This window comes from Mycobacterium sp. E136 (assembly GCF_001666865.1).
Classification (GTDB): domain Bacteria; phylum Actinomycetota; class Actinomycetes; order Mycobacteriales; family Mycobacteriaceae; genus Mycobacterium.
In genome coordinates this window covers 24,650-50,293 of sequence record NZ_LZJE01000062.1, presented here as the reverse complement: position 1 = coordinate 50,293, position 25,644 = coordinate 24,650, and the positions used below count along the sequence as shown (strand labels likewise).

Annotated in this window: 28 protein-coding genes; 10 read left to right on the top strand and 18 right to left on the bottom strand. The window is 67.9% G+C overall.

From position 1 onward, the window contains the following. Nucleotides 1-9: 9 nt before the first annotated feature. Nucleotides 10-390, bottom strand: a complete 381-nt coding sequence (locus A5698_RS04730; protein WP_067084803.1) for a hypothetical protein — start codon at nt 388-390, stop codon at nt 10-12. 393 nt (nt 391-783) lie between these two features. Between A5698_RS04730 and A5698_RS04725 the strand changes: the two genes are divergently transcribed. Continuing rightward, the gene (locus tag A5698_RS04725; RefSeq protein WP_068293865.1) at nt 784-1,344 is read left to right on the top strand and encodes a TetR/AcrR family transcriptional regulator; all 561 of its coding nucleotides are present in this window, start codon (nt 784-786) and stop codon (nt 1,342-1,344) included. Here A5698_RS04725 and A5698_RS04720 read toward each other — a convergent pair. Genes A5698_RS04720 through treS form a run of 3 tightly spaced genes read right to left on the bottom strand, consistent with a single transcriptional unit; the run spans nt 1,328 to nt 4,883 of the window. Beyond that, entirely contained in the window at nt 1,328-1,708 is a 381-nt protein-coding gene (locus A5698_RS04720; RefSeq protein WP_067084805.1) for a hypothetical protein, read from the bottom strand. The genes A5698_RS04725 and A5698_RS04720 overlap by 17 nt on opposite strands. Nucleotides 1,709-1,716: 8 nt before the next feature. Further along, the gene (locus A5698_RS04715) at nt 1,717-3,063 is read right to left on the bottom strand and encodes a maltokinase N-terminal cap-like domain-containing protein (RefSeq protein WP_068293834.1); all 1,347 of its coding nucleotides are present in this window, start codon (nt 3,061-3,063) and stop codon (nt 1,717-1,719) included. Beyond that, nucleotides 3,060-4,883, bottom strand: a complete 1,824-nt coding sequence (gene treS / locus A5698_RS04710) for a maltose alpha-D-glucosyltransferase (RefSeq protein WP_068293832.1) — start codon at nt 4,881-4,883, stop codon at nt 3,060-3,062. The genes A5698_RS04715 and treS overlap by 4 nt, the downstream gene beginning before the upstream one ends. A 66-nt stretch (nt 4,884-4,949) precedes the next feature. Here treS and A5698_RS04705 point away from each other — a divergent pair, with 66 nt between their 5' ends. Both A5698_RS04705 and pyrE read left to right on the top strand, forming a co-directional pair. Then, nucleotides 4,950-5,750, top strand: coding sequence for a HugZ family pyridoxamine 5'-phosphate oxidase (locus A5698_RS04705; RefSeq protein ID WP_067084810.1), 801 nt, complete (start codon nt 4,950-4,952; stop codon nt 5,748-5,750). Between the two features lie 14 nt (nt 5,751-5,764). Next, nucleotides 5,765-6,349 carry an orotate phosphoribosyltransferase gene (gene pyrE, locus A5698_RS04700; protein ID WP_067084811.1) on the top strand — a complete coding sequence of 195 codons (585 nt, stop codon included), beginning with the start codon at nt 5,765-5,767 and terminating at the stop codon, nt 6,347-6,349. A gap of 24 nt (nt 6,350-6,373) precedes the next feature. On the opposite strand, the gene A5698_RS04695 is transcribed toward pyrE, so the two are convergent. Genes A5698_RS04695 through A5698_RS04680 form a run of 4 tightly spaced genes read right to left on the bottom strand, consistent with a single transcriptional unit; the run spans nt 6,374 to nt 10,195 of the window. Further along, the gene (locus tag A5698_RS04695) at nt 6,374-7,414 is read right to left on the bottom strand and encodes an ABC transporter ATP-binding protein (protein ID WP_068293829.1); all 1,041 of its coding nucleotides are present in this window, start codon (nt 7,412-7,414) and stop codon (nt 6,374-6,376) included. Next, entirely contained in the window at nt 7,411-8,193 is a 783-nt protein-coding gene (locus A5698_RS04690; RefSeq protein WP_067084815.1) for an ABC transporter permease, read from the bottom strand. The genes A5698_RS04695 and A5698_RS04690 overlap by 4 nt, the downstream gene beginning before the upstream one ends. Next, the gene (locus tag A5698_RS04685) at nt 8,190-9,011 is read right to left on the bottom strand and encodes an ABC transporter permease (protein ID WP_502688875.1); all 822 of its coding nucleotides are present in this window, start codon (nt 9,009-9,011) and stop codon (nt 8,190-8,192) included. The genes A5698_RS04690 and A5698_RS04685 overlap by 4 nt, the downstream gene beginning before the upstream one ends. 53 nt (nt 9,012-9,064) lie before the next feature. After that, nucleotides 9,065-10,195: an ABC transporter substrate-binding protein gene (locus tag A5698_RS04680; RefSeq protein WP_068293825.1), complete on the bottom strand. Its 1,131-nt coding sequence runs from the start codon at nt 10,193-10,195 to the stop codon at nt 9,065-9,067. 153 nt (nt 10,196-10,348) lie between these two features. Between A5698_RS04680 and A5698_RS04675 the strand changes: the two genes are divergently transcribed. Then, entirely contained in the window at nt 10,349-10,921 is a 573-nt protein-coding gene (locus tag A5698_RS04675; protein WP_068293824.1) for a hypothetical protein, read from the top strand. Here the strand turns inward: A5698_RS04675 and A5698_RS04670 are convergent. Beyond that, entirely contained in the window at nt 10,912-11,175 is a 264-nt protein-coding gene (locus A5698_RS04670; RefSeq protein ID WP_084792257.1) for a hypothetical protein, read from the bottom strand. The genes A5698_RS04675 and A5698_RS04670 overlap by 10 nt on opposite strands. Nucleotides 11,176-11,350: 175 nt before the next feature. On the opposite strand from A5698_RS04670, the gene A5698_RS04665 reads away from it, so the two are divergent. Both A5698_RS04665 and A5698_RS04660 read left to right on the top strand, forming a co-directional pair. After that, complete coding sequence (locus A5698_RS04665; RefSeq protein ID WP_068293819.1) at nt 11,351-11,758, top strand: TIGR03668 family PPOX class F420-dependent oxidoreductase; 408 nt, start codon at nt 11,351-11,353, stop codon at nt 11,756-11,758. Between the two features lie 100 nt (nt 11,759-11,858). After that, nucleotides 11,859-14,027 carry an elongation factor G-like protein EF-G2 gene (locus A5698_RS04660; protein ID WP_068293816.1) on the top strand — a complete coding sequence of 723 codons (2,169 nt, stop codon included), beginning with the start codon at nt 11,859-11,861 and terminating at the stop codon, nt 14,025-14,027. A 179-nt stretch (nt 14,028-14,206) separates the two neighbouring features. Here A5698_RS04660 and A5698_RS04655 read toward each other — a convergent pair whose 3' ends face one another. From A5698_RS04655 to A5698_RS04635, 5 genes are all read right to left on the bottom strand, one after another. Continuing rightward, nucleotides 14,207-14,938 (bottom strand): hypothetical protein, encoded by a 732-nt coding sequence (locus A5698_RS04655; protein WP_068293813.1) that lies wholly within the window; start codon nt 14,936-14,938, stop codon nt 14,207-14,209. Next, nucleotides 14,935-16,128 (bottom strand): hypothetical protein, encoded by a 1,194-nt coding sequence (locus A5698_RS04650; protein WP_068293808.1) that lies wholly within the window; start codon nt 16,126-16,128, stop codon nt 14,935-14,937. Before A5698_RS04650 ends, A5698_RS04655 begins: the two co-directional genes overlap by 4 nt. Next, nucleotides 16,125-17,711 carry a S53 family peptidase gene (locus tag A5698_RS04645; RefSeq protein ID WP_068293804.1) on the bottom strand — a complete coding sequence of 529 codons (1,587 nt, stop codon included), beginning with the start codon at nt 17,709-17,711 and terminating at the stop codon, nt 16,125-16,127. Before A5698_RS04645 ends, A5698_RS04650 begins: the two co-directional genes overlap by 4 nt. Before the next feature lie 39 nt (nt 17,712-17,750). After that, nucleotides 17,751-18,026, bottom strand: a complete 276-nt coding sequence (locus tag A5698_RS04640; RefSeq protein ID WP_068293802.1) for a hypothetical protein — start codon at nt 18,024-18,026, stop codon at nt 17,751-17,753. Nucleotides 18,027-18,150: 124 nt separating this feature from the next. Then, on the bottom strand, nt 18,151-18,510 hold the full coding sequence (locus A5698_RS04635; protein WP_082963807.1) for an STAS domain-containing protein: 360 nt from the start codon (nt 18,508-18,510) through the stop codon (nt 18,151-18,153). A 184-nt stretch (nt 18,511-18,694) separates the two neighbouring features. On the opposite strand from A5698_RS04635, the gene A5698_RS04630 reads away from it, so the two are divergent. The 3 genes from A5698_RS04630 (at nt 18,695) to A5698_RS04620 (ending at nt 21,995) form a co-directional block, all read left to right on the top strand. Beyond that, nucleotides 18,695-20,662 (top strand): SpoIIE family protein phosphatase, encoded by a 1,968-nt coding sequence (locus A5698_RS04630; RefSeq protein ID WP_068293801.1) that lies wholly within the window; start codon nt 18,695-18,697, stop codon nt 20,660-20,662. A gap of 201 nt (nt 20,663-20,863) precedes the next feature. Next, entirely contained in the window at nt 20,864-21,175 is a 312-nt protein-coding gene (locus tag A5698_RS04625; protein ID WP_067084255.1) for an STAS domain-containing protein, read from the top strand. Nucleotides 21,176-21,185: 10 nt separating this feature from the next. Next, on the top strand, nt 21,186-21,995 hold the full coding sequence (locus tag A5698_RS04620; RefSeq protein ID WP_068293799.1) for an ANTAR domain-containing protein: 810 nt from the start codon (nt 21,186-21,188) through the stop codon (nt 21,993-21,995). 18 nt (nt 21,996-22,013) lie between these two features. Here A5698_RS04620 and A5698_RS04615 read toward each other — a convergent pair whose 3' ends face one another. Then, nucleotides 22,014-22,916, bottom strand: coding sequence for a DMT family transporter (locus A5698_RS04615; protein WP_068293797.1), 903 nt, complete (start codon nt 22,914-22,916; stop codon nt 22,014-22,016). Between the two features lie 36 nt (nt 22,917-22,952). On the opposite strand from A5698_RS04615, the gene A5698_RS04610 reads away from it, so the two are divergent. Beyond that, complete coding sequence (locus A5698_RS04610) at nt 22,953-23,414, top strand: aminopeptidase (protein WP_353651806.1); 462 nt, start codon at nt 22,953-22,955, stop codon at nt 23,412-23,414. A gap of 16 nt (nt 23,415-23,430) precedes the next feature. On the opposite strand, the gene A5698_RS04605 is transcribed toward A5698_RS04610, so the two are convergent. The 3 genes from A5698_RS04605 to A5698_RS04595 all read right to left on the bottom strand — a co-directional run bounded on the left by A5698_RS04605 (nt 23,431) and on the right by A5698_RS04595 (nt 25,539). After that, nucleotides 23,431-23,706, bottom strand: a complete 276-nt coding sequence (locus A5698_RS04605) for a hypothetical protein (protein WP_068293795.1) — start codon at nt 23,704-23,706, stop codon at nt 23,431-23,433. A gap of 44 nt (nt 23,707-23,750) precedes the next feature. Continuing rightward, complete coding sequence (locus tag A5698_RS04600; RefSeq protein WP_068293792.1) at nt 23,751-24,164, bottom strand: hypothetical protein; 414 nt, start codon at nt 24,162-24,164, stop codon at nt 23,751-23,753. A 73-nt stretch (nt 24,165-24,237) separates the two neighbouring features. Continuing rightward, nucleotides 24,238-25,539, bottom strand: a complete 1,302-nt coding sequence (locus tag A5698_RS04595; RefSeq protein ID WP_068293790.1) for an MFS transporter — start codon at nt 25,537-25,539, stop codon at nt 24,238-24,240. Nucleotides 25,540-25,644 lie beyond the last annotated feature (105 nt).

The following is a 25,644-nucleotide window of genomic DNA, read 5'->3' as shown; positions in this document are numbered from 1 at the left end:
AAGCGGTTGTTATTCGACGACGGGGAAGAACGAGTCGCCGTCCTCGGGCGTGCCGTCGACCTGGCCCTCGTCGCGACCATGCTGTTCGGGGTCGAGGCGATCCACCTGGTCATCGGTGCGCACCTCGGTGTCGCCGCTGGGTTCGCTCATCGGCTCGTTCAGTTCGGGTTGTTCGGGTTCTTCGGCCGCGAGTTTCTCGTCGAGGCTCTCGTCGACCTCACCCTCGGCGTTGATCTTGTCGGCTTCACGCCACTGCTCTGGCGGGTCGACGGTCTCGTCGCCGTCGTCATTGCGCACGTCGTCGGAGTCGAACGCCTCCGTCGGGCGCAGCGTGTCGCCGACGCCGCCGCCGTCGTTGGGTGAATAGCCTGGGTCCGGATTTGCGCTCACAGTTATCCGGTTGCCCACCTGCCGGGTCGCTAAACGCCGCACCGCACCCGGCGGCGCGATTCGCGCCGCCCTCGGATGCCGCGCCACCTTCCCTCGCAACCATGCCGGCTCCGAAACCGCCTGTGCGACACCGTTCTTGGGGGCGCAAATGCCCGACGTGAGCATGCCGGTGTGCTACGGTTTGCCTCACAGCAACCGTGGCCGTCGCGACTGACAGCCAGAGTTGTCACACGCCCGGCGGGGCGAGTAGGAGCCGATGAGCGGCGGCGCCTACCGGCGGCCACGGTTGCCGTCTCGCCTCGTGCATCACGGTTGACTCAACGGTGAACACGCACGTCAAAAATTTTCGTGAGTGTCAGTAAAGGACCCGGAACTCGCCGTATGCTGCCCTCCATGACGGCGCCTCCCAGCACCGGCCGCCGCGTGACCGCCCAAGACTGGATCCAGGCCGGTTTCGACGTGCTCGCCGACGGCGGTCCCGGCGCGCTGCGGATCGGCCGCCTCTGTGACCGTCTCGAGGTCACCAAGGGCAGCTTCTATTGGCACTTCACCGACATGCCCGCCTACCGCGACGCACTGGCGCGGGCATGGGGCAATCTGCACGACGAGCGTCGGCGGCGGTTCGAGGACATGCGTGACGCCGATCCGCGCGTCCGGCTGGCGCTGATGATCCAGACGTTGATGTGCCCGGACCACTGGGCGCTGGAGCGGGCCATGCGGGTCTGGTCGTTGACCGACGCGACGGTGCTCGCCAGTGTTCAGCAGAGCGACGGTCGTGTCCTGGGCGCTGTGCGGGAGGCGTTCGTCGACTACGGATTCGAGCCGGGCGAGGCCGATCTGCGTTCGGCGCTTCTGTTCGCCACTGGCTTGGGCCTGTTGCACGAGGTCGGTTCGGCGCCTCGCGAACCCGCGTCGATGAGCGAGCGGGTGCTCGACCTCATGCTTCGCCAATAGGCCGCGATGGTTTGAGCCCGGTTTTGGCGTCCAGGTACTGCAGCAGGTGGTGGGCGGCGAGCTCGATGTCCTTGTGCCGCCATTCGGCTGCCCGGTACACGCAGGCGATGAGCCCCGAGCGGTGCAGCCGCCGAAAATCGCCGTACACGAACGCGTACCGCGCCTTCGTCTCGTCGCGGGCGCCGTCGGTCAGGCCGAGGTGCCAGCGCGCGTAGTCGTCCCAGGAGTGCGACTCGAGATAGGCGTTCTGCGCCTCGGCGCGCGGCTGCACCTCGCCCCAGTCGCTGTCGAGCACGTACTGGCGCGCATCGATGAGCTCGCGGGCCCTGGCCATCGCGGCGTCGTTGAGCGAGTACTTGGCCACGGCCCTGTTCAGCCGACGAGGCGCGCTATCGACTTCAAGGGGATCGGCAGCCAGCTCGGCCGGAAGCGCGCTTCGTACGCCGCTTCGTACACCGCCTTGTCCAATTCGTAGGCCGCGAGCAGCTGGCCGGAGTCGCGCGGGTCGGTGCCGGACACCTCCGCGTAGCCCTCGCAGAACGACGCGGCGTTGCGGTCCACCCACTCACGGGCGCGCGCGCCGAGTTGACGGTCGTGGTCCTCGTCGAAGGACTGTTCCATCAGCCGTTGGTACGCGGCGTATTCGAAGGACCGCAGTATCCCGGCCACGTCGCGAAGCGTGGAGTCCGGCCGGCGGCGCTCCTCAAGCGGTTGGCCGGGCTCGCCCTCGAAGTCGATCAGCAGCCAGCCCTCGGGGGTGCGCAGCACCTGGCCGAGATGCAGATCGCCGTGGATGCGCTGCACCGTCACTGTGTCCTCCGACAGCTTGCGGTAGCGCTCCTCGATCAGCGGCGCGTACTGCTCCAGGTCGGGTACCGACTTGGTCGCCGACGCCAGTCGCTCCAGCGCGGTGTCGGTCGGGAACAGCGTGGTCTCGGTGCCGAGTTCGTCGGCAAGCGTGGCGTGCACGGACGCAACCGCCTCACCGAGCCGGTACGACTCGCCCGCGAAGTCACCGCCGACCTCGTCGGCGTACAGGTCGCCCTCGGCGAACAGATCGCGGGTGCTGGCGGTCGCCATGTCCCAGCCCTCGGCCGACGTCGCGGCGAACTCGGTGACCATGCCCAGCGCGCACGGCTCACCGTCCTCGCTCCCGTCCCAGTTCGTCTCGAACGAGCCGAGGAGCCGTGCGACATGCGGATTGTCGGCGCGGGCCAGTACGCGGTTCAACTCGATGTCGGGGTTCGTGCCCGGCGTGATCCGACGGAACAGCTTGAGGATCGCCTTCTCCTCGAAGACCACGCTGGTGTTGCTCTGCTCGGCGGCCGACACCCGCGGCGCCGCATCCAGCGGCAACTGCACGTCGGGCTCCTTGACGAAGCGCACCACGTCGGCTCCGGACCCAACCGTCGCCGACGAGTCGATCAGCGACAGCAGGTACTGGGCCGAGGTCGGGTCGTAGAGCGCGTCGTAGGCGGTGCGGTCACCGTCGGCTCCGATGGTCGCGACCTCCGCGTACTCCTCTATGGGACCGGTGTTCCAGCGCACCAACACCTGATAGCGCTCGCTCGAACCGTCGGTGTACGACAAGTCGAGCAACACGAGGTCGAGGTCGTCGCGCAGACCGACGCATGCGGACTGCTCTACCGACGCCAGCTCACGGCTGCGGCCGGCATACCACCGCTGCTGCGGTAGCCACTCGTCGAACGGAAGGTTCATGACTGCTCTCCAGGCTCCGGGCTGGGCGGCTTCAGCGAGAACCAGTAGAAGCCATGGCCGGGCAGGGTCAGTAGATAGGGCAGCTGGCCGATGCGGGGGAATTCGACGTATCCGGTCATCTCGATCGGCGTGTATCCGCTGTAAGCCTGCAGGTTCATCTCGATCGGCTGGGGGAAGCGCGAGAGGTTGTTGACACAGAGCACGGTGTCTTTCCCGCCGTCCTTCGTCCCGTTCTCCTTCTCCACCTCGCGAACGTAGGTCAGCACCGACGGGTTGGAGCCGCCGAGCTCGTGGAAGCTGCCGATCGCGAACGCCTCGTGGCGGCTGCGCACCGCGAGCATCGTGCGGGTCCAGTTCAACAACGAGGTCGAGATGTCGCGCTGCGCCTCGACATTGACCGCTTGGTAGCCGTAGATCGCGTCCTGGTTCGGCGGCAGATACACGCGCCCGGGCGTCGCGGTCGAGAAGCCGGCGTTGCGGTCGGGCGTCCACTGCATTGGGGTGCGCACGGCGTCGCGGTCGCCGAGCCAGATGATGTCGCCCATCCCGATCTCGTCGCCGTAGTACAGCACCGGCGAACCGGGCAGCGACAGCAGCAGCGCGGTGAACAACTCCATCTGGTTGCGGTCGTTGTCCAGCAGCGGCGCCAGCCGTCGACGGATCCCGACGTTCGCCTTCATCCGCGGATCCTTGGCGTACTCGGAGTACATGTAGTCACGCTCTTCGTCGGTGACCATCTCCAGCGTCAACTCGTCGTGGTTACGCAGGAAGATGCCCCACTGCGCCATCTCCGGAATGTCGGGGGTCTGCGCCAGGATCTCCGAGATCGGGAACCGCGACTCGCGGCGGACCGCCATGAAGATGCGCGGCATCAGCGGAAAGTGGAACGCCATGTGGCATTCGTCGCCGCCGGTGTCCGGGTCACCGAAGTACTCGACCACGTCGGCGGGCCACTGGTTGGCCTCGGCCAGTAGCACCCGGCCCGGGTACTCGTCGTCGATCACCTTGCGGCAGTGCTTGAGGAATGCGTGCGTCTCGGGCAGGTTCTCGCAGTTGGTGCCCTCGCGCTCGAACAGGTACGGCACCGCGTCCAACCGGAAGCCGTCGATACCGAGGTCGAGCCAGAACCGCAGGACGTCGAGCATCGCCTCCTGAACGGCGGGGTTGTCGTAGTTCAGGTCGGGCTGGTGGCTGAAGAACCGATGCCAGTAGAACTGTCGTCGCACCGGGTCGAACGTCCAGTTCGACTCTTCGGTGTCGACAAAGATGATCCGGGCGTCGGAGTACTTGTCGCTGGTGTCGCTCCACACGTAGAAATCGCCGTACGGTCCGTCGGGATCGCGGCGCGATTCCTGGAACCAGGCGTGCTGGTCGGACGTGTGATTCATGACGAGGTCGGTGATGACGCGGATACCGCGACGGTGCGCGGCGTCCAGGAGCTCAACGAAGTCGTCGACGGTGCCGAACTCGGGCAGCACCTTGTAGAAGTCGCGGATGTCGTAGCCGCCGTCGCGCAGCGGCGAATCGTAGAACGGCGGCAGCCAAAGGCAGTCCACGCCAAGCCACTTCACGTAGTCCAATTGCTCGGTCAGGCCGCGCAGATCGCCGATGCCGTCGGAGTTGGAGTCGTAGAACGCGCGCACCAGCACTTCGTAGAAGACGGCGCGTTTGAACCATGTTCGGTCCTCGGGCAATACCCGGGCGTGGCCGAAGTCTCCGGCGGTGGGGTGCTCGACGACGCCGTCCTCGACGTGACTGCCCTCCGCCGGATCGTGGTCGGCGGATACGTCGGATGCTGAGACACCGCTGTGCTGTTCCATACGGTTTTCAACCTACCCACGTGACGGACAAACGAATCGGCGGAAATCTCTAGGTATCGTTCGGGCGTGGCCACTCGTGATCACGGCGACCCGGGCGACGCGCCGTCGATTCCTCCGCCGTTGACGGAGGTCGTCAATTCCGTCCGCCCGTCGGCGGCCGAGGAAGCGCGGACCATCGCTGCGTCCACTAATACCGCAACTCTGGCGACGCTGACGGCCGACGGCGATCCGTGGGCGTCGTTCGTGACGTACGGCCTGCTCGGCGGCGACCCGGTGCTGTGCGTGTCTAATCTTGCCGAGCACGGCCGCAACCTGTTGGCCGACCCGCGGGCGAGCCTCGCGATCGTCGCGCCGACGTCGGAGTCCGATCCGCTGGCCAGCGGGCGGGTCACTCTGGCCGGGGTGGTGGAGCGGCCCTCCGGCGACGAACTCGCCGCAGCGCGCGAGGCACACCTGTCGGCCGTCGCGGCCGCGAAGTACTACATCGACTACAGCGACTTCACGCTGTGGGTCCTGCGGGTGCGGCGGGTGCGCTGGGTCGGCGGCTACGGGCGGATGGATTCGACGACGGGTGAAGCGTATTCGGGGGCCAGCCCCGATCCGGTACAACCGCTGGCGGGCGGGGCGATCGCGCACCTGAACGCCGACCACTCCGATGCGCTCGTCGCGATGGCCAAGGTGCTGGGGGGCTACCCGGACACCACCGCGGCGACCTGCACCGGCGCCGACCGGTACGGCCTCGACCTGCGCCTGACCACCGAGCGGGGGCTGGCCTACACCCGCATCGGGTATCGCGAGCCACTGGGCTCCATCGATGAATTGCGTTCGGCCGCCGTCGAGCTGACGCGCCTGGCGCGCCGCGGCTGAAATACGATCACCCCATGACTGCTGCGGCTTCCTCCGGGCGACCGGCCACCTGGCAAGCGGCGTTCGACCTGATCGCCACCCGCGGACACGAGCGCCGCGACGAGCCGTTCCGCCTGGCCAGTGGCCAGCTCAGCCATGACTACATCGACGGCAAGTACGCCATCGACACCGGTGAACGGTTGACGGTCGTCAGCCGCGCGGTCGCGGAGCTGGCCGAGAGCCGCGGCATCGAGTTCGACGCCGTCGGCGGACTCACGATGGGCGCCGATCCGCTGGCGCACGGCGTCGCGATGGTGACCGGCAAGGCGTGGTTCTCGGTCCGCAAGGAGCAGAAGAAGCGCGGCCGTGAGCAATGGATCGAGGGCACCCGCATCGAACCGGGCATGCGGGTGCTGCTGGTCGACGACGTGATCAGCACCGGCGGCTCGACCGAGATCGCGTTCGAGCGGGTGACCGAGGCGGGCGCCGTGGTCACCGGGGTGATTCCGATGGTGGACCGCGGCGACATCGCGGCCAAGCGCTTCGCCGCCCGCAACGTGCCGTTCGCGGCGCTGGTCACCTACCGCGATCTCGGCATCGAACCGGTCAAGGACGTCTAGCCCCAGCTCCCGCGAACGGCGGGGTCAGGTCGGCACGACGAGCACGCCGTCGGAAACGACGCCGACGGTCACGCGGTCGCCGGGTGCGAAGCCGCGCGCCGCCGCGCTGGCCATCTGAGCGCTGATGACCGTGCCGTCGACCATCGCGGCGTAGACGCGGGAGATCGCGCCGAGGAAGGCCACCGAGCTGACGGTCGAGGTGCCGGCCGGGTCCGCCGTCACGGTCACCGACTCCGGGCGCACCATCGCCATACCGCTGCCTGACGCGACCGATCCCGCCAACGCCGGCACCGATGTGCCGAGCAGTTCGGCCCGCCCGCGCGAAACCGTCGCGGGCACTTTGTTGTTCAGGCCGACGAACTCGGCGACGAAGGGCGTCGCCGGGTTGGCGTAGAGCTCCGCGGGCGCGGCGACCTGTTCGAGTTTGCCCTGGCTCATCACGCCGACGCGGTCGGCGACGGCGAGCGCCTCCTCCTGATCGTGGGTGACGAACAACGTCGTCGTGCCGACGTCCAACTGCACGCGGCGGATCTCGTCGCGCAACTGGGACCGGACCTTGGCGTCCAGGGCCGACAGCGGTTCGTCGAGCAGCAGCACCCGCGGCTGGATCGCCAGCGCGCGGGCCAGCGCCACGCGTTGCTGTTGGCCGCCGGACAGCTCGCTGGCGAACTTGTCCTTGTGTTCGGACAACCCGACCAGGTCCAGCATGTCGGCGGCCCGGGACAGCCGGTCGCGCTTGCCGGTCCCGCGCATCTTCAACCCGAACGCGACGTTGTCGAGCACCGTGAGGTGAGGAAACAGGCTGTAGGCCTGAAACACCATGCCCATATCGCGTTTGTTCGCCGGTACACCGCCGACGTCTCGCCCGCCGACGGACACGGTTCCGGACGTGGCCTTGTCGAGTCCGGCGAGGATGCGCAGCGCCGTGGTCTTACCGCAGCCCGACGGGCCCAGCAGCGCGACGAGTTCGCCGGGTTCGATCCTCAGCGTCAGCCCGTCGAGTGCCTTCACCGTTCCGTAGACCCGCGTCAGATCGTTGAGTTCGACGGCGACTCCGGCGGTCATGCGGTCACTCCCTGAACTCGGCGGCGGCCCCGGGTGAGCAGTGAAAGCCCCATCAGCAGAACGAAACCCAGCAGCAGCACGGCCAACGACGCGGCCACCGAGGTGGGTCCGTCGGCCTTGCCGATCGTCACGATCTGCACTTGCAGCGTCTGGTAGCCGCTCAGCGAGGCGATCGTGTACTCGCCGAGCACGACGGCGATCGATATGAAGGACGCGGACAGGATGCCGGGCCAGATGTTGGGCACCACGACCCGCAGGATGGTCGTCGTCCATCCGGCGCCCAGCGATCGTGCGGCCTCGGTGAGCGTCTGCAGGTCGATCGATGACAACGCCGCGTCCAGCGCGCGGTAGGCGAACGGGAACACCAACACGATGTAGACGAACGTCAACGTCAGCGCCGATTCGCCGAGGAAGTACGTCACCCAGAGATACACATTGCGCAGTCCGACGACAATGACCAACGCCGGAATCGTCAACGGCAGCAGGCACAAAAATTCGACGACGCCCTTCGCCCACGAGGCCCGCAGGCGCACCCAGATCATCGTGGGCAACAGGATGACCAGCATCGCGAGCACGGTGAACACCGCGAGCAACAGGGAGACCACGATGGCCTGATACAGGGCGTCGTCGGCCACCAGGTTCGTCCACGCGCGCAGCGTCCGCCCACCAGCGACCAAATTGCGCGTCGAGAAATCCGCCATCGCGTAGAGCGGGAAAAGGAAGAACACGCCGAACAGCAACCACAAGGCGGCCCGAATCACCTTGGCGCCGGACGTCATCGGAGCCACCTCGCGGTGCGCCGCACCAACCTGCTGTAGGCCACCATCACCACCGCGACCACCACGATCATCTCCAGCGCCAGCGCATACGCGAACCCGCTCTGCCCCAGCACCACCTCGCTGGTGAGCGCCGCCCTGATCAACAGCGGCACGATCGGGCTACCCTGGCTGACCAACGCGGCGGCCGTCGCGTACGCGGCGAATGCGTTGGCGAACAACAACAACGCCGACCCCAGGAAAGCGGGCGTCAACAACGGCACGACGACCTCGCGGAAATACTGCAGCCGGGAGGCGCCCAGACTCAGCGCCGCCTCGCGCCACTGCTCGCGCAGGCCCTCGAGTGCCGGCACGAACACGATCACCATCAGCGGGATCTGGAAGTACGTGTAGACGAGGATCAGGCCGGTCAGCCCGTACAGCCATCCCGATGCGGCCAGGTTCCAGTCGAAGAGCTGCTGGACCCACAGCGTCAGCACGCCGTTCAGCCCGATCGTCGCCAGGAACGCGAAAGCCAGTGCGACACCGCCGAACTGCGCGAGCACGCTGCACAGCGCCAGCACGGCGCGTCGCACCATCGACGTCGGCGCGCTGGACACGATCAGCCAGGACAGCGCCGCGCCGAACGTCGCGCCGATCAGCGCGGTGCTGGCCGACAACACGACGCTCTTACCCAGGGCCGACAGTGCGGCGCCGGAAAACAACGCGTGGATGCGATCCAGCGAGAACACACCGTCGGCGAAGAACGCGTTGACGATCACCGTCACGGTCGGAATCAGCAGGAACACCACCACCACCGCCAGGAACGGCAGCAGCGGCACGGTGTCTCGTGCGGTGTCCCGCAGCCTCTTCAGAGTTGCTCCTCCGTGTGCGGTCAGCCGATCGCGGCGGCCCAGTGCTCGGACAGGTACTTGGTGGCCGCCTCGGTCTGCTGCGGTGACGGCACCGTCACCGGGCCGTCGATGACGGGCAACGACGCCGCCGCGGCCTTGTCCAACGTGCCGTCGACGGTCATGTTGTCGGCGCGGACCGGGCGCACGCCACCGAGCGCGAACAGGTTCTGCCCCTCGTCGCTGTAGAGGAACTCCTGCCACAACCGTGCCGCGGCGGGATGCGGCGCGTCCTTGTTGATCGCCTGATAGTAGAAACCGGCGACGGCGTAGTTCGGCGGCACCAGAACCTGCCACGACGGTAGCTTCTTGGTCTCGGCCGCGTTGGTGTAGTTCCAGTCGATGACGACCGGGGTCTGGCCGGAGCCGATGGTGGCGGGCGTCGGGTCGACGGGCAGGAAGTTGCCCGCGTCGGCCAACTTTCGGAAGAACTCGACGCCCGGCGCGATGTCGTCGGCCGAACCGCCTTGGGAGAGAGCGACCATCAGCACGCCCGAGAACGCGGCGCCCGCCTGGGTCGGGTCGCCGTTCAGTGCGACCTTGCCGCGGTACTCCGGCTTGAGCAGGTCCTCGATGCGCGTCACCGGCGGCACCTTGGCCGAGTCGTAACCGATCGACATGTAACCGCCGTAGTCGTTGACCCAGGTTCCGTCCGCATCCTTGAACGCGGCAGGTATGTCATCGAAATTGACCACCTTGTAAGGCGCGAACATCGAGGTGTTGGCCAGTGCGACCGACTGGCCGAGATCGAACACGTCGGGCGCGGAGCTCCTGCCCTTCTGCTGATTGGCCGCGTTGATCTCGTCCTGGCTCGACGCGTCGGGCTGCGCCGAGTTGACCTTGATGCCGTACTTGTCCGAGAACGCCTTGATGATCGCGCCGTAGTTCGCCCAATCCGGCGGCAGCGCAATCACATTGAGCGCGCCCTCCTTCTTGGCCGCTTCCACCAAACCGTCGAAGCCGCCGAAATCCTCCGCCGAAGTGGCTTCGGACGCCTTGACGCCGGACTGTGTCTGCTCGCCATCACCGTTCTTTTCGGGCGGTGCGCACGCAACCGAACCGGCCAGCAGCAGAACGGATGCGGCGAACGCGGCCGCCAGCGAGGTGATCTTCATGCGAACCTTCCGATGGTCGGGAGACGGCAGCGGTCACCGCAGTGAATGACTCCATGCGAGGCGCTCGAAACCCTATCGCGGTGAAAACAATGGCGTGCAACTTCCATCGGAGTTTGCCAGGCCGCCCGCTTGGTGCGGCGTTAGCATTCTCGTGTGGCGCAACGCGAAGCCTCGGGGGACTTCGACTATCTGATCGACGACACGGTCGACGTCGAGGATGCCGCCGATTCGGGGGCGCAGACGCAGGCCGACTTCTTCGATCCCGAGAAGGCGCCGGGCCGCGATATGAGGTTCGACGCGTTCGACGCGGACACGTGGTACTTCGAGCCGTCTCCGCCGCCCTGGTACCGGACCAGACTCAATCTCTGCATCCTGATCGCCGCCGCGATCGCGGCCATCGCACTCGTCGTCTCCGTTGTGCTGCTGGTGGTTCGTGCGCCCGAACCGGCCGTCGACCGCAACGACAAGCCGGTGCGCCCCTCCGTCCAGACCACGGCCCCGCCGCGCACACCGTCGCCGCGCAACGAGTCACCGCCGCCGCCACCGCCTCCCCCGCCGCCGCGTGAAGACGCGTCGCCGCCTCCGGCAGCCCCACCGCCGCCCGCGACCTATCGACCGCGCACGCCCGCGCCGCGATCCGGCCGCGAACCCGAGATCGGGGTGACACGCACGCCCGTCACCCGGTCGCCGATCAGCGTCGCGCCTCAGCGGCCGGGTCAGCGGTGATGGTGCCCTACGTCTTGGCGGTTGTCGTGACGGACCACGAAGCCATGAGGGGCGAAGAACGGGTACTGCAGGCGGGCGGCGTCCGCTGAGGCCTGCCCCGGTTGGGTGGTGATCTCCACGTTGCCCGGAGTCTGGCAAGCCACGGCGCCGCCGGTGTACGAGCAGCCCGTCGGCGCGGCATCGGCCAGCGGCGCGAATCCGATCGCCGCGGCAGCGGCCGCCATCGCCAGGGGTGCGATCAACCGTGTATTCATGGTCGTCCTCTTTCGCTAGTGCGGGGCGGGCCCCCCTAGGACGACGTCTCGCGAATACTGAACAATGAATTCAACTCGGGCGCCGTACGGCCGATTCCCGCTCACTCCTGTGAATGATGGGCACCGCCGCGGCGAGACGATGCCCGTCCCGGCCGAACCGGAATAGGCTACGAAAATGGCCGCATTCGAACCCGAGGCCATCTTCGCCGCGGCGCCCGTCGCGATGTTCGCGACCGTGGGATCCGATGGTGCGCCGCACCTCGTGCCGGTGGTGTTCGCGGTGCACGCCGGCGTGGCCTACACCGCGGTCGACGCCAAGCGGAAGTCGACGCGCAGGCTGCGGCGGTTGAGCAACATCGAGGGCAACCCACAGGTGAGCATGCTCGTCGACCATTACGAGGACGACTGGGCGCGATTGTGGTGGGTGCGCGCCGACGGTCGAGCCCAAATTCATTACAGCGGCGAAGAATTGGCGACCGGTTACATGTTGCTACGCGGTAAGTATCCGCAGTACCAGCGCATCGCCCTCGACGGTCCGGTGGTCGCCGTGACCATCACGAACTGGTCGTCGTGGCACGCCTGAACCTGAATTCGGTGAATCCCTTGTGTTCGCTGTCGGTTAGGGGAATTGTGGTCTAACACACACTTTGGCGGCTTCGGCAGCCGTCGTGGAAGGGAACGTCATGGCAGACAAGACGACAAATTCCCAGGGCGCCGGAGCCGCCCCGACCGCGGACAGTCCGGCCGCCATCCGCAATGTGGTGCTGGTGGGCCCATCGGGTGGCGGCAAAACCACACTCGTCGAGGCACTTCTGGTGGCGTCCGGCGTCCTCACCAGACCGGGCTCCGTACAGGACGGCACCACGGTCTGCGACAGCGACGACGCCGAGATCTCCCAACAGCGTTCGGTGGGCCTGGCGCTCGCGTCGCTGCGCCACGACGGCGTCAAGGTCAACCTCATCGACACTCCCGGATACGCGGACTTCGTCGGGGAACTGCGGGCGGGCCTGCGGGCCGCGGACTGCGCGCTGTTTGTGATCGCCGCCAACGAGGGCGTCGACGAACCGACCAAGGCGCTGTGGCACGAGTGCGACCAGGTCGGCATGCCGCGCGCGGTGGTCATCACCAAGCTAGACCACGCCCGCGCGAACTACGCGAACGCGTTGGCCGCCGCGCAGCAGGCGTTCGGCGACAAGGTGCTTCCGCTGTATCTCCCTGCGAATTCGCCGTGCACCGGCCTGATCGGGCTGCTGTCGCAGACGCATTACGAATACGCCGACGGCAGGCGCACCGGCACCCATGAACCCGACGGCTCGTATGCCGACGCGATCTCCGAACATCGCGGGGCCCTGATCGAGGGCATCATCGAGGAGTCCGAGGACGAGACTCTCATGGAGCGTTACCTCGGCGGCGAGGAGATCGACCAGTCGGTGCTCATCGACGATCTCGAGAAGGCCGTTGCCAGGGCGACGTTCTTCCCCGCACTTCCGGTGTGCAGCGGCACGGGCGTCGGCACGCTCGAGCTCCTCGAGATCATCACCGCGGGCTTCCCGCCACCACCCGAACATCGGCTGCCCGAGGTCTTCACGCCGCAGGGCAAACCGCGCGCCGAGCTCCCCTGCGACCCGAACGGTCCGTTGCTGGCGGAGGTCGTCAAGACGACGTCCGACCCCTACGTCGGTCGGGTCAGCCTGATCCGGGTGTTCTCGGGGACCATCACGCCCGACTCGACGGTCCATGTGTCCGGCCACTTTTCGTCGTTCTTCGGCGGGAGCGGCACGCTGACGGGTTCGCTGGCCGCGCACGAGGACCACGACGAGGACGAGCGCATCGGCTCGCTGTCGTTCCCGCTCGGCAAACAGCAGCGCCCCGCACCGTCGGTGATCGCCGGCGACATCTGCGCCATCGGACGGCTCAGCCGCGCAGAGACCGGAGACACGCTCTCCGACAAGTCCGACCCGCTGGTGCTGCGGCCGTGGAGCATGCCGGAACCGCTGCTGCCCATCGCGGTACAGCCCAGGGCGAAGACCGACGAGGACAAGCTGTCCGGGGGGCTGCAACGGTTGGCCGCCGAAGACCCGACGCTGCGCATCGAGCAGAACCCCGAGACGCACCAAATCGTGCTGTGGACGATGGGTGAAGCGCACGCCAGCGTCGTGCTCGACACGCTCGCGCGGCGATACGGTGTCGCCGTCGACAGCGTCGAGCTGCGGGTGCCGCTGCGAGAAACGTTCGGCGGCAAGGCAAAAGGCCACGGCAGGCACGTCAAGCAGTCCGGCGGACACGGCCAGTACGCGGTGTGCGACATCGAGGTGGAACCGCTGCCCGAGGGCTCGGGTTTCGAGTTCGTCGACAAAGTGGTCGGCGGCGCGGTGCCCCGACAGTTCATTCCGAGCGTCGAGAAGGGTGTCCGCTCGCAGATGGAGAAGGGCGTCGGGCCCGGTTATCCGGTCGTCGACATCCGGGTGACCCTGTTCGACGGCAAGGCCCACAGCGTCGACTCCTCCGACTTCGCCTTCCAGATGGCGGGCTCGCTGGCGTTGCGGGAGGCCGCCGCGGCGACGAAGGTGAACCTGCTCGAACCGGTCGACGAGGTTTCGGTGCTGATTCCCGACGACTTCGTCGGCGCGATCATGGGCGATCTGGCCGGGCGACGGGGCCGTGTGTTGGGCACCGACAAGGTCGGTGAGGACCGGACCCTGGTCAAGGCCGAGATCCCCCAGGTCGAACTCACCCGCTACGCCATCGATCTGCGGTCGCTGGCGCATGGCGCAGGCACGTTCACCCGAGCGTTCGCCCGCTACGAACCGATGCCCGAACACGCTGCGGCGAAAGTCACATCGTCGGTCTGACCCACCGAATCAGCGGAATCTGCAGGCGCTGCCAGAGGATTCTCAGGCGCCGTACCTAGCGTCGCCGCCATGAAAGACCGAACGCATCTGCTGGCTCACGTGGTCGTGACCGGGATACTGGCGGTCACCATGCTGATCGCCACCTGGTTGTGCCTGTTCAACGGCTCCATCTGAACTCGTCACCGGGGTGGATCCCCGCGCCAGCTGAAACTGTTGACGTATTTGCCCATGTCCAGGGCGATCTGAAGGTTCGCGCCGGACGGTTTACCGAATCCGAAGTCGGGACCGAACTGGTGATAGGGCCCGACTGCCGCCGCGACAAGCGCCAGGTCGTCCTTCACTGCGGCCATCACCAGCACCCTCATGCGCATATAGCTGCTGTTGGCGCCCTGCGGCCAGCAGTCGGCGACCTCGCCGTACCCCGACTGGTAGCCGACCATCGCGTTGGGAATCTCGTACGCGGTCCGGGTATCGGGAAACGTCTTCTTCACCAACGACTTTGCGATGTCACGTGCAGACCTGCCCGCGGCGGGTTCGCTGAACAGCTGCAGCGTCCCGCCGTCGCCCGCGAGGAGTTCGGCGGTCACCCCGTTGGGCTTGGTGCTCACCCGGTAGGCCGACTCCGGCGCGGGATAGGACACCGAAAACGTTCCGTCCGGCGCGGTGAACCGCGGGTTGATCGACACGGGGGTGCCGGTCGGCGGCCGACCGCAGTCGGGCGGGCAGACGTAGCGCACCGGTGGCTTGGCGAGCAGCGCCGACACCCCGACCAGGGCCGCGGCGAGCACGGCGATCGCGGCGAACCACGTCAGCACCAGTCGCTTTCGCGAGGTTCGCCGCGGTGCCGGTGCCGCGTACGTTCCGGCCGGAACCGCGTATCCGGGAAAGAAATTTGTTGTCGGTGCGCTCATTCGGGGTCACCGCGCACCGGTCGCGCCTCGCGCCGCGCCGTGCGCGACGATCGCGACGAGGCCCTTGTCGCGACCCCGCACGCCGGACAGAACGCCATGTCCGGTACGACGTGCCCACAGTGCGGGCACAGCAGCGGTTCCTCCGCGCGGATCTCGTCGTGCGCCTCGTGCAGGAGTGCCAGGTGCAGACCGACGCGTAACAGCAGCAGCGCCGCCACCGCCAGCGCGAGGTACAGCACCAGCATCAGCAGTTGTGGGAAGTGGGCGACGTCGGTCAAGCCCAGCGCCAGGTACACCACCAGCACCGCGACCGCGAAGCCCACCAGCACCGCGCGCACCAGGACCGGGCGTTGGTCGCGCTTGCTCGGTGGACGCGTGAACCACAGTGCCGCGCCGATCAATCCGCCCGCGGCCGCAGCGGTCAACGGCACCGCCAAGCCGCGGATGCCCGCCTCGACCCACAGGCTTTCCATCGGCCGCTTGCTGACCACCCCGGTGCCGAACTGCGGGGCCAGCCGCGTCAACGTCGCCGCGGCCGTGAAGCTCAACGCACCCAGCGTCCCGATCATGAAGCCGTCCAGGGCTTCTCGCGAGGACGGTCGAATCGCACGGACCAGCACCGCGGGCAGCAGCATCAGGATGACCCCGCCGAGCGGAACCACGATGCCCATGCGCAGCATGCGCGCGCCGACGATCGCCGAACCCAGTCCGACGTTGTAGGACCTGGCGAACGTCGCACCCGTCAACATCACCCACCCCACGGCGAGCCCGATCGCCAGGGCGACGGTGAGAACCAGTGTGCCGAGCGGGAAGTCGCGAAACGCATCTGACTCGCGCAGGTACAGCACGAACAGCAGCGGCAACCCCAGCGCGGCGACAGTCACGAGCGCGGCGGGTAGCCGCAGAAGTGTGAAGGCGACCAGCGCCGCGACCAGAACGAGCAGGCCGATCCGGAATGCCGAGCGCGAGCGCTGCGGCAGATGCGGGAACAGCGAACTCGCGACCGCCAGCTGCAACAGGTGTTCGTCGGGCGCGGCGCTGAAATCGCGCGGCCGCAACCAATCCGGGCCCTCCCGCGGCCGCGGTGTCAGATGACAGCCGCACAGCCCGCAGTATTCTCCCGCGGGCACGTCGACCTTGCAGACCCGGCACTCGACGGTCGGGACGCTGTCGTCGTCACCCGTGCTCATGCGGCCGCCTCCTGCAGGATGAGGATGTTGCGCACGAGGTTGTCGACATCGGGCGTGCCGAGCCCCGTCACGAGGTCGTAGCCGGGCGTGGCGTCGGCGACGACGTTGCCGCCGAGCGTCACATCGCGGAAGGCGGGCAGCGGGGCGCCCTGCGCGATGCGGTACAGCAGCGGGTTCAGGTCGCCGAGCGCGCGTCCACCGTTGGCGAGCAGGTACTGGTTCATCACCGCGGCCAGGCCCGCCCAGATCGGCGCCGCCTGCGAGGTGCCGCCGCCGACCAACGGCGTCTGCGCAAATACGATCCGCACACCGGTGAACGGGTCGGCCACCGCCGCCACGTCAGGGGTCAGCCGCCGGTCGGTGTCGCGGTCGGGCAGCACGGAGCGCTGCCAGTCCGGGCGGTCGAACACCGCCGAGACGCCGCCCCCGGTGCCGACCGTCAGCGGAACGTCGAACCACGCCTGCTCGGACAGCCACCGGCCTTGGCCGTCCGTCGACAGGGTGGTGCCGCCGACGTCGGTCATCTCCGGGAGTGAGGCGATCGAGTCCAGGCCGATGTCGTTCTCACCCGGTGGCGAGGACCAGTCGTCGCCGCCCTTGCATTCGAGGCCCGCGAGGTCACCGCTGGCGTTGAACGCCGACGTGCCGTGCGACTGCGCCGTCGCGAGCGCCGATCGCACCGGGGCGAGGTCGGCGGCGGTGATCAGCCGGTCACAGCCCCAGCCGATCGAGAAGCTCCACACCGCGCCGGGGAAGCGCCGGTCGGTGTCCTCGAGCAACTGGCCGATCCGCTCGAAGGCCCCGTCGGCGGTGATGGTCGGCATGGCGCTGACCACGACCTTGCGCGCATCGGGTGCGACGGCGTGCGCCACCTGCAGGTCCATCGTTGTTTCTCCGCGCGGCTCGTCGAGTTCACCGACCACCTCGGGGGTGAAGCGGGGCAGGTCGTAGGTGTCGGCGAAGGTGTCGAGATCGTCCTGCGCGAACCCGTCGAACGCGAAGAACACGATCGTGGTGCCCTTGCCGGTGTAGCCGTCGGCGGCCAGCGGCGCGGCGTTGTAGGTGGTCAGCAACGCCTGCGGGGTCAGCCCTTTGTCCGGTACGTCGAGGGGCAGCGTCGGAGTGTGCGACGTGTGGTGCGGGATGTACCCGAGGATCCGACCCACCTGAGAAACCTCGTCGCGCAGCGCATCCGGGATGCCCGGCTGCACCGGAGACGCATAGAAGACCTGGCCGCGGCGCCCGCGGTAGTCGCGCACCTCGACGTCGAACGCCTCGGCGACGGATGCCGCGGACCCTTCCACCACGGCCCACCGATGTCCCGGCCGCCAGCGGACGGAGAGGCCGCGGTCGCCTGCCCAGGCGAACACGTTGGCCGGCCGACCTTCGTCGCGCAGCGCCATCGTCAGCTGGACCCCCTCGTCGCGGGAGGGCCCGAGGTCGGCCGAACTCGCCAACAGGTAGGAGTACGGGCCGGCGATGACCTCGCCGCCGTGTCGCGCGGATGCGGGGCGCAGATCGGAGACGAGGACGAATACGCCCGCCGCGATCAGCACCAGCACGCCGAGATGCCGCGCTCCCACGGACGCCAGCGTATTTCCCGGCCCGGCCCGGTGGAGCCGTTAGCGGTGGTCCGGGACCGCCGTCGGTGCGGGCGGGGCGAGCACGGACGGCGAGAACGGATTGGGTCCGGGAGAGATACGCGGCGCCTTGTCCGTCGACTCGACCGGCGGGGCCGGCGCGGCCGGCTCCGTGGTCGTCGTTGTCGTCGTCGTCGTGGTGGTCTCCTCGGGAGCCTTCTCCTCGCTAGAGCAGGAGGCGCTGAACATGACCATCGCGATCGCGGCGGCGCCGCCGGCGACGGCTGCGAGGCGACGACCGAACCGAGCTGAGCTCATGACGTGAGTCCTAACTGTCCCGACCTGTGCCGGGACATTTCAAGATCACCCCGACCTGGGAACTCTATCCGAAGTCCGGGACCGTCGCTCGGTTCGAATCCGCAGCTAGAAGCCTGCGGCTGCGCTAGGAGTTGGACTTCAGCGCGCCCAGCGCCTCGGCCAGCGTCGGGTAGAGCGAGAACACCTGGTCGAGCCCGGTCAGCTGGATCGGCCTGCTGGTCGCGGGCCCGTCGGCCACGACGGCGAAGCGGGCGGACTTGCTGACGGTCTCGTGCGTCGCGACCAGCGCCTGCAGTCCCGCGGATGCGAGGAAGTCCACCGCCAGCAGATCGACGACCAGCGCAGAGGGCTCCTGCGTCAGCGCCTCGGTGATCGCTGCCTGAAACGCCGGCACAGTGGCGAGGTCGACGTCACCGCCGACCGTCAACACAGCGATTCCGTCGTCGTGCGAGATCGACGTGGTTATCGGGTCATTACGTGACAACGGTGGGTCCTCCGGTCGGCGCCGCCACTACGACGGCAATGGGGCGAGCTTAACCCCTCGCCTCCTGCGGTAGATCAGTGCTTCGGCGGATCATGGTGCTCGACGCAGGCTAATGTCGAGGAAGACTTGTGCGCTCGGCGATTCCATTGTGAGCGCGACGCTGGGAGGGCCGACTGCCTCGAACATGACCGACCCCGTGGACTTCTACCAACGCTACGAACGAGAACGAGCGCGCGCCGACGATCTCGCCGATCGCGACGTTTTCCGCAGCGCTTTGGTCAATTCGCTGCAAGAAGGCTTCTTCGTCACCGACGCCACCGGCTGTGTGGTCGAGATCAACGACGCCTTCGAAGAGATCACCGGATACGGGCAAGGGGGCCTGCCGTATCCGATGCCCCACCCCTGGGCGGTCGACGCATTGGCCGCGGACGAGCGCAGGGCCGCGCTGGTCCGCGACGGCAGCCTGATCGCCGAGACCAGGATCCGGCACCGCGACGGGCGGGTGCGGTGGGTCGCGATCAGCGTCAACGCCGTACCGGATCACCACTCGCGGCGCGGTCTCTACGTGGGCACCATCCGGGACGTCACCGCACCGCGCGCCGCCGCGGAACGCGACCGGGCGATGGCACGGTTGGCGACGGCCGTGAGCGTTGCCAAGAACGTCGACGAGGTGCTGGCGATAACGCTCGCGCAATGCCGCATACCGCTGGACGCCCAGCGGCTCATCGCGGTCATGTGGCCGAAGGCCGACGGCGAGGAGCCCACGGTGCGGGTCGCCGGCGAACCGGGGGTCAGCTCGTGGCGGGACCTCGACGAGGACTGGCGCCGCACGTTCGAGGACGCCCGCACGTGGATCCCGCTGACCGTGACACCGGTCGGCGCGGCGCCCAGCGCGGGCACCACGCGCGGGTTCGTCGCGGTCCTCTCCGGTGCGCGCGACGTGGTGCTCTGTCTCGAGCACCGCATTCCGCGGGTCGTCAGCGCCGAGGACCGACGGCTGGTTTCGGCGCTCGTCGGTCACCTCAGTTCGGCCATGCAGCATGTCCGGCAGTTCGAGAGCGCCAGGGAGACGTCGCTGACGCTGCAGCGGTCGCTGCTGGCGCCGATGGACCTGCCGCCGGGGTTCGCCGTGCGCTACGAGCCGGCCGTGCATCCGTTGGAGATCGGCGGCGATTTCTACGACGTGCTTCCCGTCGGCGACGGCCGGATCGCGATCGTGGTCGGGGACTGTGTCGGCCGTGGGCTGTCGGCCGCCGCCGTCATGGGGCAGTTGCGTGCGTCGACGCGCGCCCTGCTGCTGACCGGGGCGCAACCGTCGGCGGTGCTCGAACACCTCGACTCGGTCGCGGAGTTCATTCCGGACGCGTACTGCACCACCGTGTTCGTCGCAATCGTCGACACGGTGGCCGCGACCGTGGACTACAGCAGCGCCGGGCACGTGCCTCCGGTGCTGGTGTCCGACGCCGCACCGCCGCAACTGCTCGACAAGGCTTGTTCGGTCCCGCTCGCGGTCCGGCATCCTGCGCCTCGGCCGCAGACGTCGCATCCGTTGTTTCCGGGTTCGACGCTGATGCTCTACACCGACGGCTTGGTCGAACGCCGCGACCGGCCGATCGACGATCAGATCGCCCGGATGTCCGCCGTGTTGGCCGATACCGCAAACCTGCCGATCGAGGACGTCGCCGACGCGGTGCTGGGCAGGCTCGCCCCCGACAGTGGATACGACGACGACGTGGCGATCGTCATCTACCGGACCCCGAGGGCTTCCCTCGTCATCGACGACACGGCCACGGCGCCGAAGCTGACCGAGTTTCGGCACCGGCTCGCGGCCTGGCTCGCGGCCAACGGCGCCTCCGAATCGGCGGTGTCGGATCTCATCCTCGTCGTCAACGAGGCCTGCTCGAACTGCGTCGAGCACGCCTACCGCGGACGTGAGCCCGGGCGCATGCGCGTCGAAGCGGATATCCACGACGCCGCAATTCACGTGCGCGTCATCGACTTCGGGTCGTGGAAGGCGCCGCCTCCCGATCCCGGGACCCGTGGCCGCGGCCTGCTGTTGATGCGCGCCGTCAGCGATCAGGTGGATCTCGACGGCACCTCGGCCGGCACTACCGTAGATATGACGTTTCAGTTACCGGAGATTCGCGTTTGAACCAGCTCTACCTGCCTCGACGGCGTCATCGTGGTATTACAAATATTGATAAAGAACGTCTGTCAGGAAGAGGCAGCGATGCGGACTGTGTGGCATGCACGGGGGCGGTGGGGCCCCTAAGACTTCGGGAGGTTCTGTGAACGGATTCGCTCACACTGCCGTCCACTGCTGCACGCTATTGCCGGTGGGGGCCTGAATGTCATGACGCGCAACCAGTTCCGGTTCGAGCCCGGAAGCAACGGAGTGTCTCCGGTCGTCACCGCCGTCGGCGAGATCGACCTGGCGAACGTCGACGAGTTCAGCGCGGCGTTGGCCCGCGCGGCGGCGGACAACTCCTCGATCACCGTCGACCTCACCGGCGTGACGTACTGCGACAGCGCCGCCCTTCGTGAGCTGTTCTCCGTCGCGGCGAACGCCAAGCTCGACCTCGTCGTTCCCGTGGAGGGCCCCATCACCACGCTGCTCGGCATCTCCGGCCTCGATAAGGTCGCGACGGTCACCGTCGTCGACTGAGCGGATTGTCGTGCCAGCACCGAGCTTTCAGCCCCGCCAACACCCGGAGCTGATCACGCTGTTGCACAGGATCCTCGAACGGTTGCAGGCCGATACTCCGAATGTTCTGGGTGTAGCGGCCACCGTGCACGACAAGCGGTTCAATGAGGATCCGTCCACTCTGGCGGCGCTCGGCATCGAGGAGGAGATGGTCGCCGCGCAGCTGTCGGGCCTGGGCGGCCCGGTCGCCGACGCACTGACCCACCAGGTGCCGGTGTTGAGCCTCGACCTGTGGACCGACGAACGCTGGCCCGACCTGGCCTTCGACGCGACGTCGGAGTGCGTGAGCGGGATCGCCGCCGACTTGAAGGCGGTCCACGGGGCGGCGGCGGTGCCGGGGTTCTGGCGCGACGACGCCGCGATCGTGTTGTCCTGCACGCTGTCCGAGCCCGCATCGGCCGTCACGGTGACCACGCTGATCGCCTACGAGCAACTCGTCTCGGCCGCTCTGGTCACGACCGCGGCGCAGAACGAGGCCGCGTTCGAGGATCTGCTGGCCGCGCTGCAGTCGCGCGGCGCCATCGAACAGGCCAAGGGCGCGTTGATGGGTTTGGTCGGGTGCGACGCCGAACAGGCGTGGAGCATGTTGCGCCGGGCCAGCCAGGAGTTCAACGTCAAGCTTCGCGAACTGGCGGTGGCGCTGCTGGAGCACATCAGCGGTTCGCCGGCCCAGCAGCCGGGGATCGCCGAACCGATCGCCCCGCATCAGGCGGCACGCGACGCCGCGGGGTTGCTGTGGACGGCGATGGCTCGGGACAAGCGGGGGTCCGAGGGGTCGTAGCGGGTTCTCGGCGCGGGTTCAGGCGCCGCGCTTGAGCGCCGCCGCGGCCTCGGCCTCGAGTCGCTCTTCGAGTGCGCCCTCGTCGCGGCCAAGCGCGACCGTGGCGGCCGCCATCGCGACGACGGCGGCCGTGATCGCAACGGCCTTCACGCCGCCGACGGTCATGTGCTCGCCGAGGACCACCGCGCCCAAGATGACCGCGACGACGGGTTCGAGCACCAGCATGGTCGGCACCGACGTCTGCAGGGATCCGGCGTGGAATGCGGACTGCTGCAGGAACACCGCGAGGACACCGAGGATAAGGAGCAGGTAGAGCGCCGGGGTGGTCAGCACCTCGCCGACGCCGTCGTTCGCGAGCAGGAACATGACGATCTTCGTCAGCAGCGCGACGACGCCGAACAGCAGGCCGACCGCGACGGCGAGCAGTACGGCGCGTTTCCATCCGCCACCGCGGACGGCCAGGATCACGCAGGCCGTCACCGCGATCGTGCAGACGACCGCGACGAGCGCCGACAGCGGAACCGACGCCTCGTAGTCGCCCGGTTGGGTCTTGGCCAGCACGACGAACACCGCCAGCGCGGCGGTGAGCAGCAGCGCCCACATCCACTCGGCGCGGGTGACCCGGCGGTTGGCGAGGCGGGCGCTCAGCGGAAGGGCGAACAGGAGAGCGGAGACGAGGATGGGTTGAACCAGCAGCAGCGAACCCTTGACCAGTGCGAGGGCCTGAAAGCCGTAGCCCGCGAGCGCCGCCGCGGTGCCGGCCCACCACAGCGGCCTGCGCAGCAGGGTCATCACCATAACGGTGCTGACGCCCTGCTCTTCGGGAACGTCCATGGTCGCGCGCTGCCGAACCACGATGCCGATCGCCAAGAAGCCCGCGGCGAGCAGGGCCAAGAAGACGACCAGCCCTTGATCTAGCACGACTGGCCTACCAAAGCGTTTCGCTCCTCTCCGGCCATGGCGCGCACATCGGACAAGCACAACATATGGATGGTGAGCCTGCGCGACGGGCTCGGCGGTGGCCGTTGCGAGGTTTGGTGCCCGGCCTATCGGGGCATCAAACCGATCATGAATTTGCGACGTGTGATTGTGCTGGTCGGTGCGGTGGTCCTTCTCGTCGGGGTCATCGCTCTACTGGTTCCGGTGTCGATCGCCGGACCGGATGGGCAGAAGATCTCGTGCGGCAATGCCATCGCCGCCGACGACTCCGCGGCCAGCCAGGCCAATGCCAACGACCCGAATCAGCTGAAGAACCTGCCGATCATCGACGAGCTGACCGAGGATCCGCCGGACTACGTCGCGCAGTGCCATTCGGCGGTCGGCGACCGCCGCACGTGGGCGATTCCCGTCGCGATCGTGGGCCTCGTCGTGCTCGTCGGCGGCTTCCTGGTGGGCGGGCGTACCGCGCGGGCGGGCTGACGCCAGTCCGCACGCGCTAGCTTGCCTCGCGGCCCCCGGCGACCACGCGCAGTGTCGGCGCCTCGTGCTCGGGAGCGATCCTGTCGTTGACCGTCGCGACGACGGTGTCGACGCGGTTGACCGCTCGGTCGCACAGACCGCGGACCTTGTCGCTGGCGGTGTCGACCTCGTCGGCCGCGCTGAGCAGGTAGGCCCGAACATTGACGCGGAGTCGCTCGCCCGCGGAGCGCACGCGTCGGCGCAGACGATCGTCGATCTCGACCGTGACATAGGGCATCACGCGAAGCTTCATGGGCCCACCCTAGCCGCGGGCGCCGAGTGCTAGAGGGGTCCGCGCTACTGCTTCTTGGTGGTGGACGCCTGGGCCTGCCTGGATGCTTGGGCCTGCTTGGCCTCCTTGACCGCCGCGCGGCCCTCCGGGCTCGCGACGGAATTACCCGGGCTCTTCGCCGTCGCGACCTTGGCGTTGCAGTTCAGGTCGAGCAGCATCGTGTTCGTGTCCGGTGTGAATGACGCACCCTTGACCCACGGCGCCGTCTGGGAATGGGTCACGATGCACTCGTCCTGCGGCAGCATGTCCCCGGATTTGGTTGCGACGACGGCTGTTTTACCCGTCCCGCTGATCTGTCCCGCCGCGTCGCCGTAGGTCTCACCCGCATAGTCGTCGGCACGCGCCCCGCCGGCCCCCAGCACCGCGGTGACCAACACCGCGGCCGAGACCGCGACCGTGTGGAGGCGCAACCTCGTCATGCACAGACAACGTAGGACACCGAGCTGCCACGGGGCTGAGAGAACGGTTCGGGTCTGCTCTCAGGTGCTGCGATCACGGCATCGCCGGCGCCGCTCGGTTGTCGCTGGTCTGTGCGAGTGGTCGGCCCGCCGACTCTCTCAGCGTGACGACCGTCGCGAGCGAGACGACGGCTGCGACGACCAGGTACCACGCAGGCGCCAGATTGTTGCCGGTTTCGGCGGTCAGCCAGGTGACGACGTACGGGGTGGTGCCGCCGAACCCGGCGACGCAGATGTTGTAGCCGATCGAGAAGCCGCTGTAGCGCACCGTGGTCGCGAACAGTTCGACGCCCGCCGAGACGGCGGTGGAGACGTAGATCGATTCGATGACCGCCAAACCGCAGTGGGCGGCGATCGCACCGACCAGCGAGCCGGAGTTCAGCAGCAAGAACAACGGATAACCGAACACCGCGAACGCCACGGACCCCGCGATCAGCATCGGACGCCTGCCGATGCGGTCCGACAGCGCCGCCAGCGGAAGGATCAGTATCAGCGCGACCAGGCTGGCCAACGTGATCGACAGGAACGCATCGGTCTTGGAGAACTCGAGCGTCTTGATGAAATAGGTCGGCAGGAACGTGAACACGACGTAGTAGCCGACGTTGAAGACGATGAACAGCCCGATCACTTGCAGGATCGGCCGCCACGACGTCGTAAACGCCTCGCGCAGCGGCGAGTCGGCGACTCGGTCGGTCTTGCTGAGTTCGGCGAAGTGCGGTGTGTCGTCGAGGCGCAGCCGGATGTAGAGGCCGACGAGGCCCAGCGGTCCGGCGATCAGGAACGGGATGCGCCAGCCGTAGCTCTCCATCGCCGCGGTGGGCAACAGCGCCTGCAGCAGTGTCACGGTGATCGAGCCCAGCAGGAAGCCCAGGACGCCGGACCACACCATGAACGTGATGGTCAACCCACGACGCCGTTCCGAGGCGAACTCCGCGAGATAGACGGCGCCACCGCCGTATTCGCCGCCGGCCGAGAATCCCTGCAGACACCGCAGCAGCAGGAGCAGCAGCGGCGCCGCGACACCGATCGACGCGTAGGTCGGCAGCACACCGATCAGCACCGTCGCACCCGACATCAACAGGATCACCAACGCCAGGACCCGTTGCCTGCCGAGCTTGTCACCCAGCGGACCGAAGACGAACCCGCCAAGCGGTCGCATGAAGAAGGCGGCCGCGAAGATCGCGAACGTGTTCAGCAGGGCCGCCGTCTCGTTGCCCGCGGGGAAGAAGTTGGCCGCGATGAACGTCGCCAGGAAGCCGTAGATCGCGAAGTCGAACCACTCGACGGCGTTTCCGATCGACGCGCCGGTGATCGCCTTCCGCACATCGCTTGGCATCCGACCTCCCGAAAGTAAGCGCTGCGCTGATCATTTCGCTTACCGGGCCGGTAAGCGCCCTACGACGATAACGGGCGCATTGTGGACGCAGCCACGGGTTCGCGC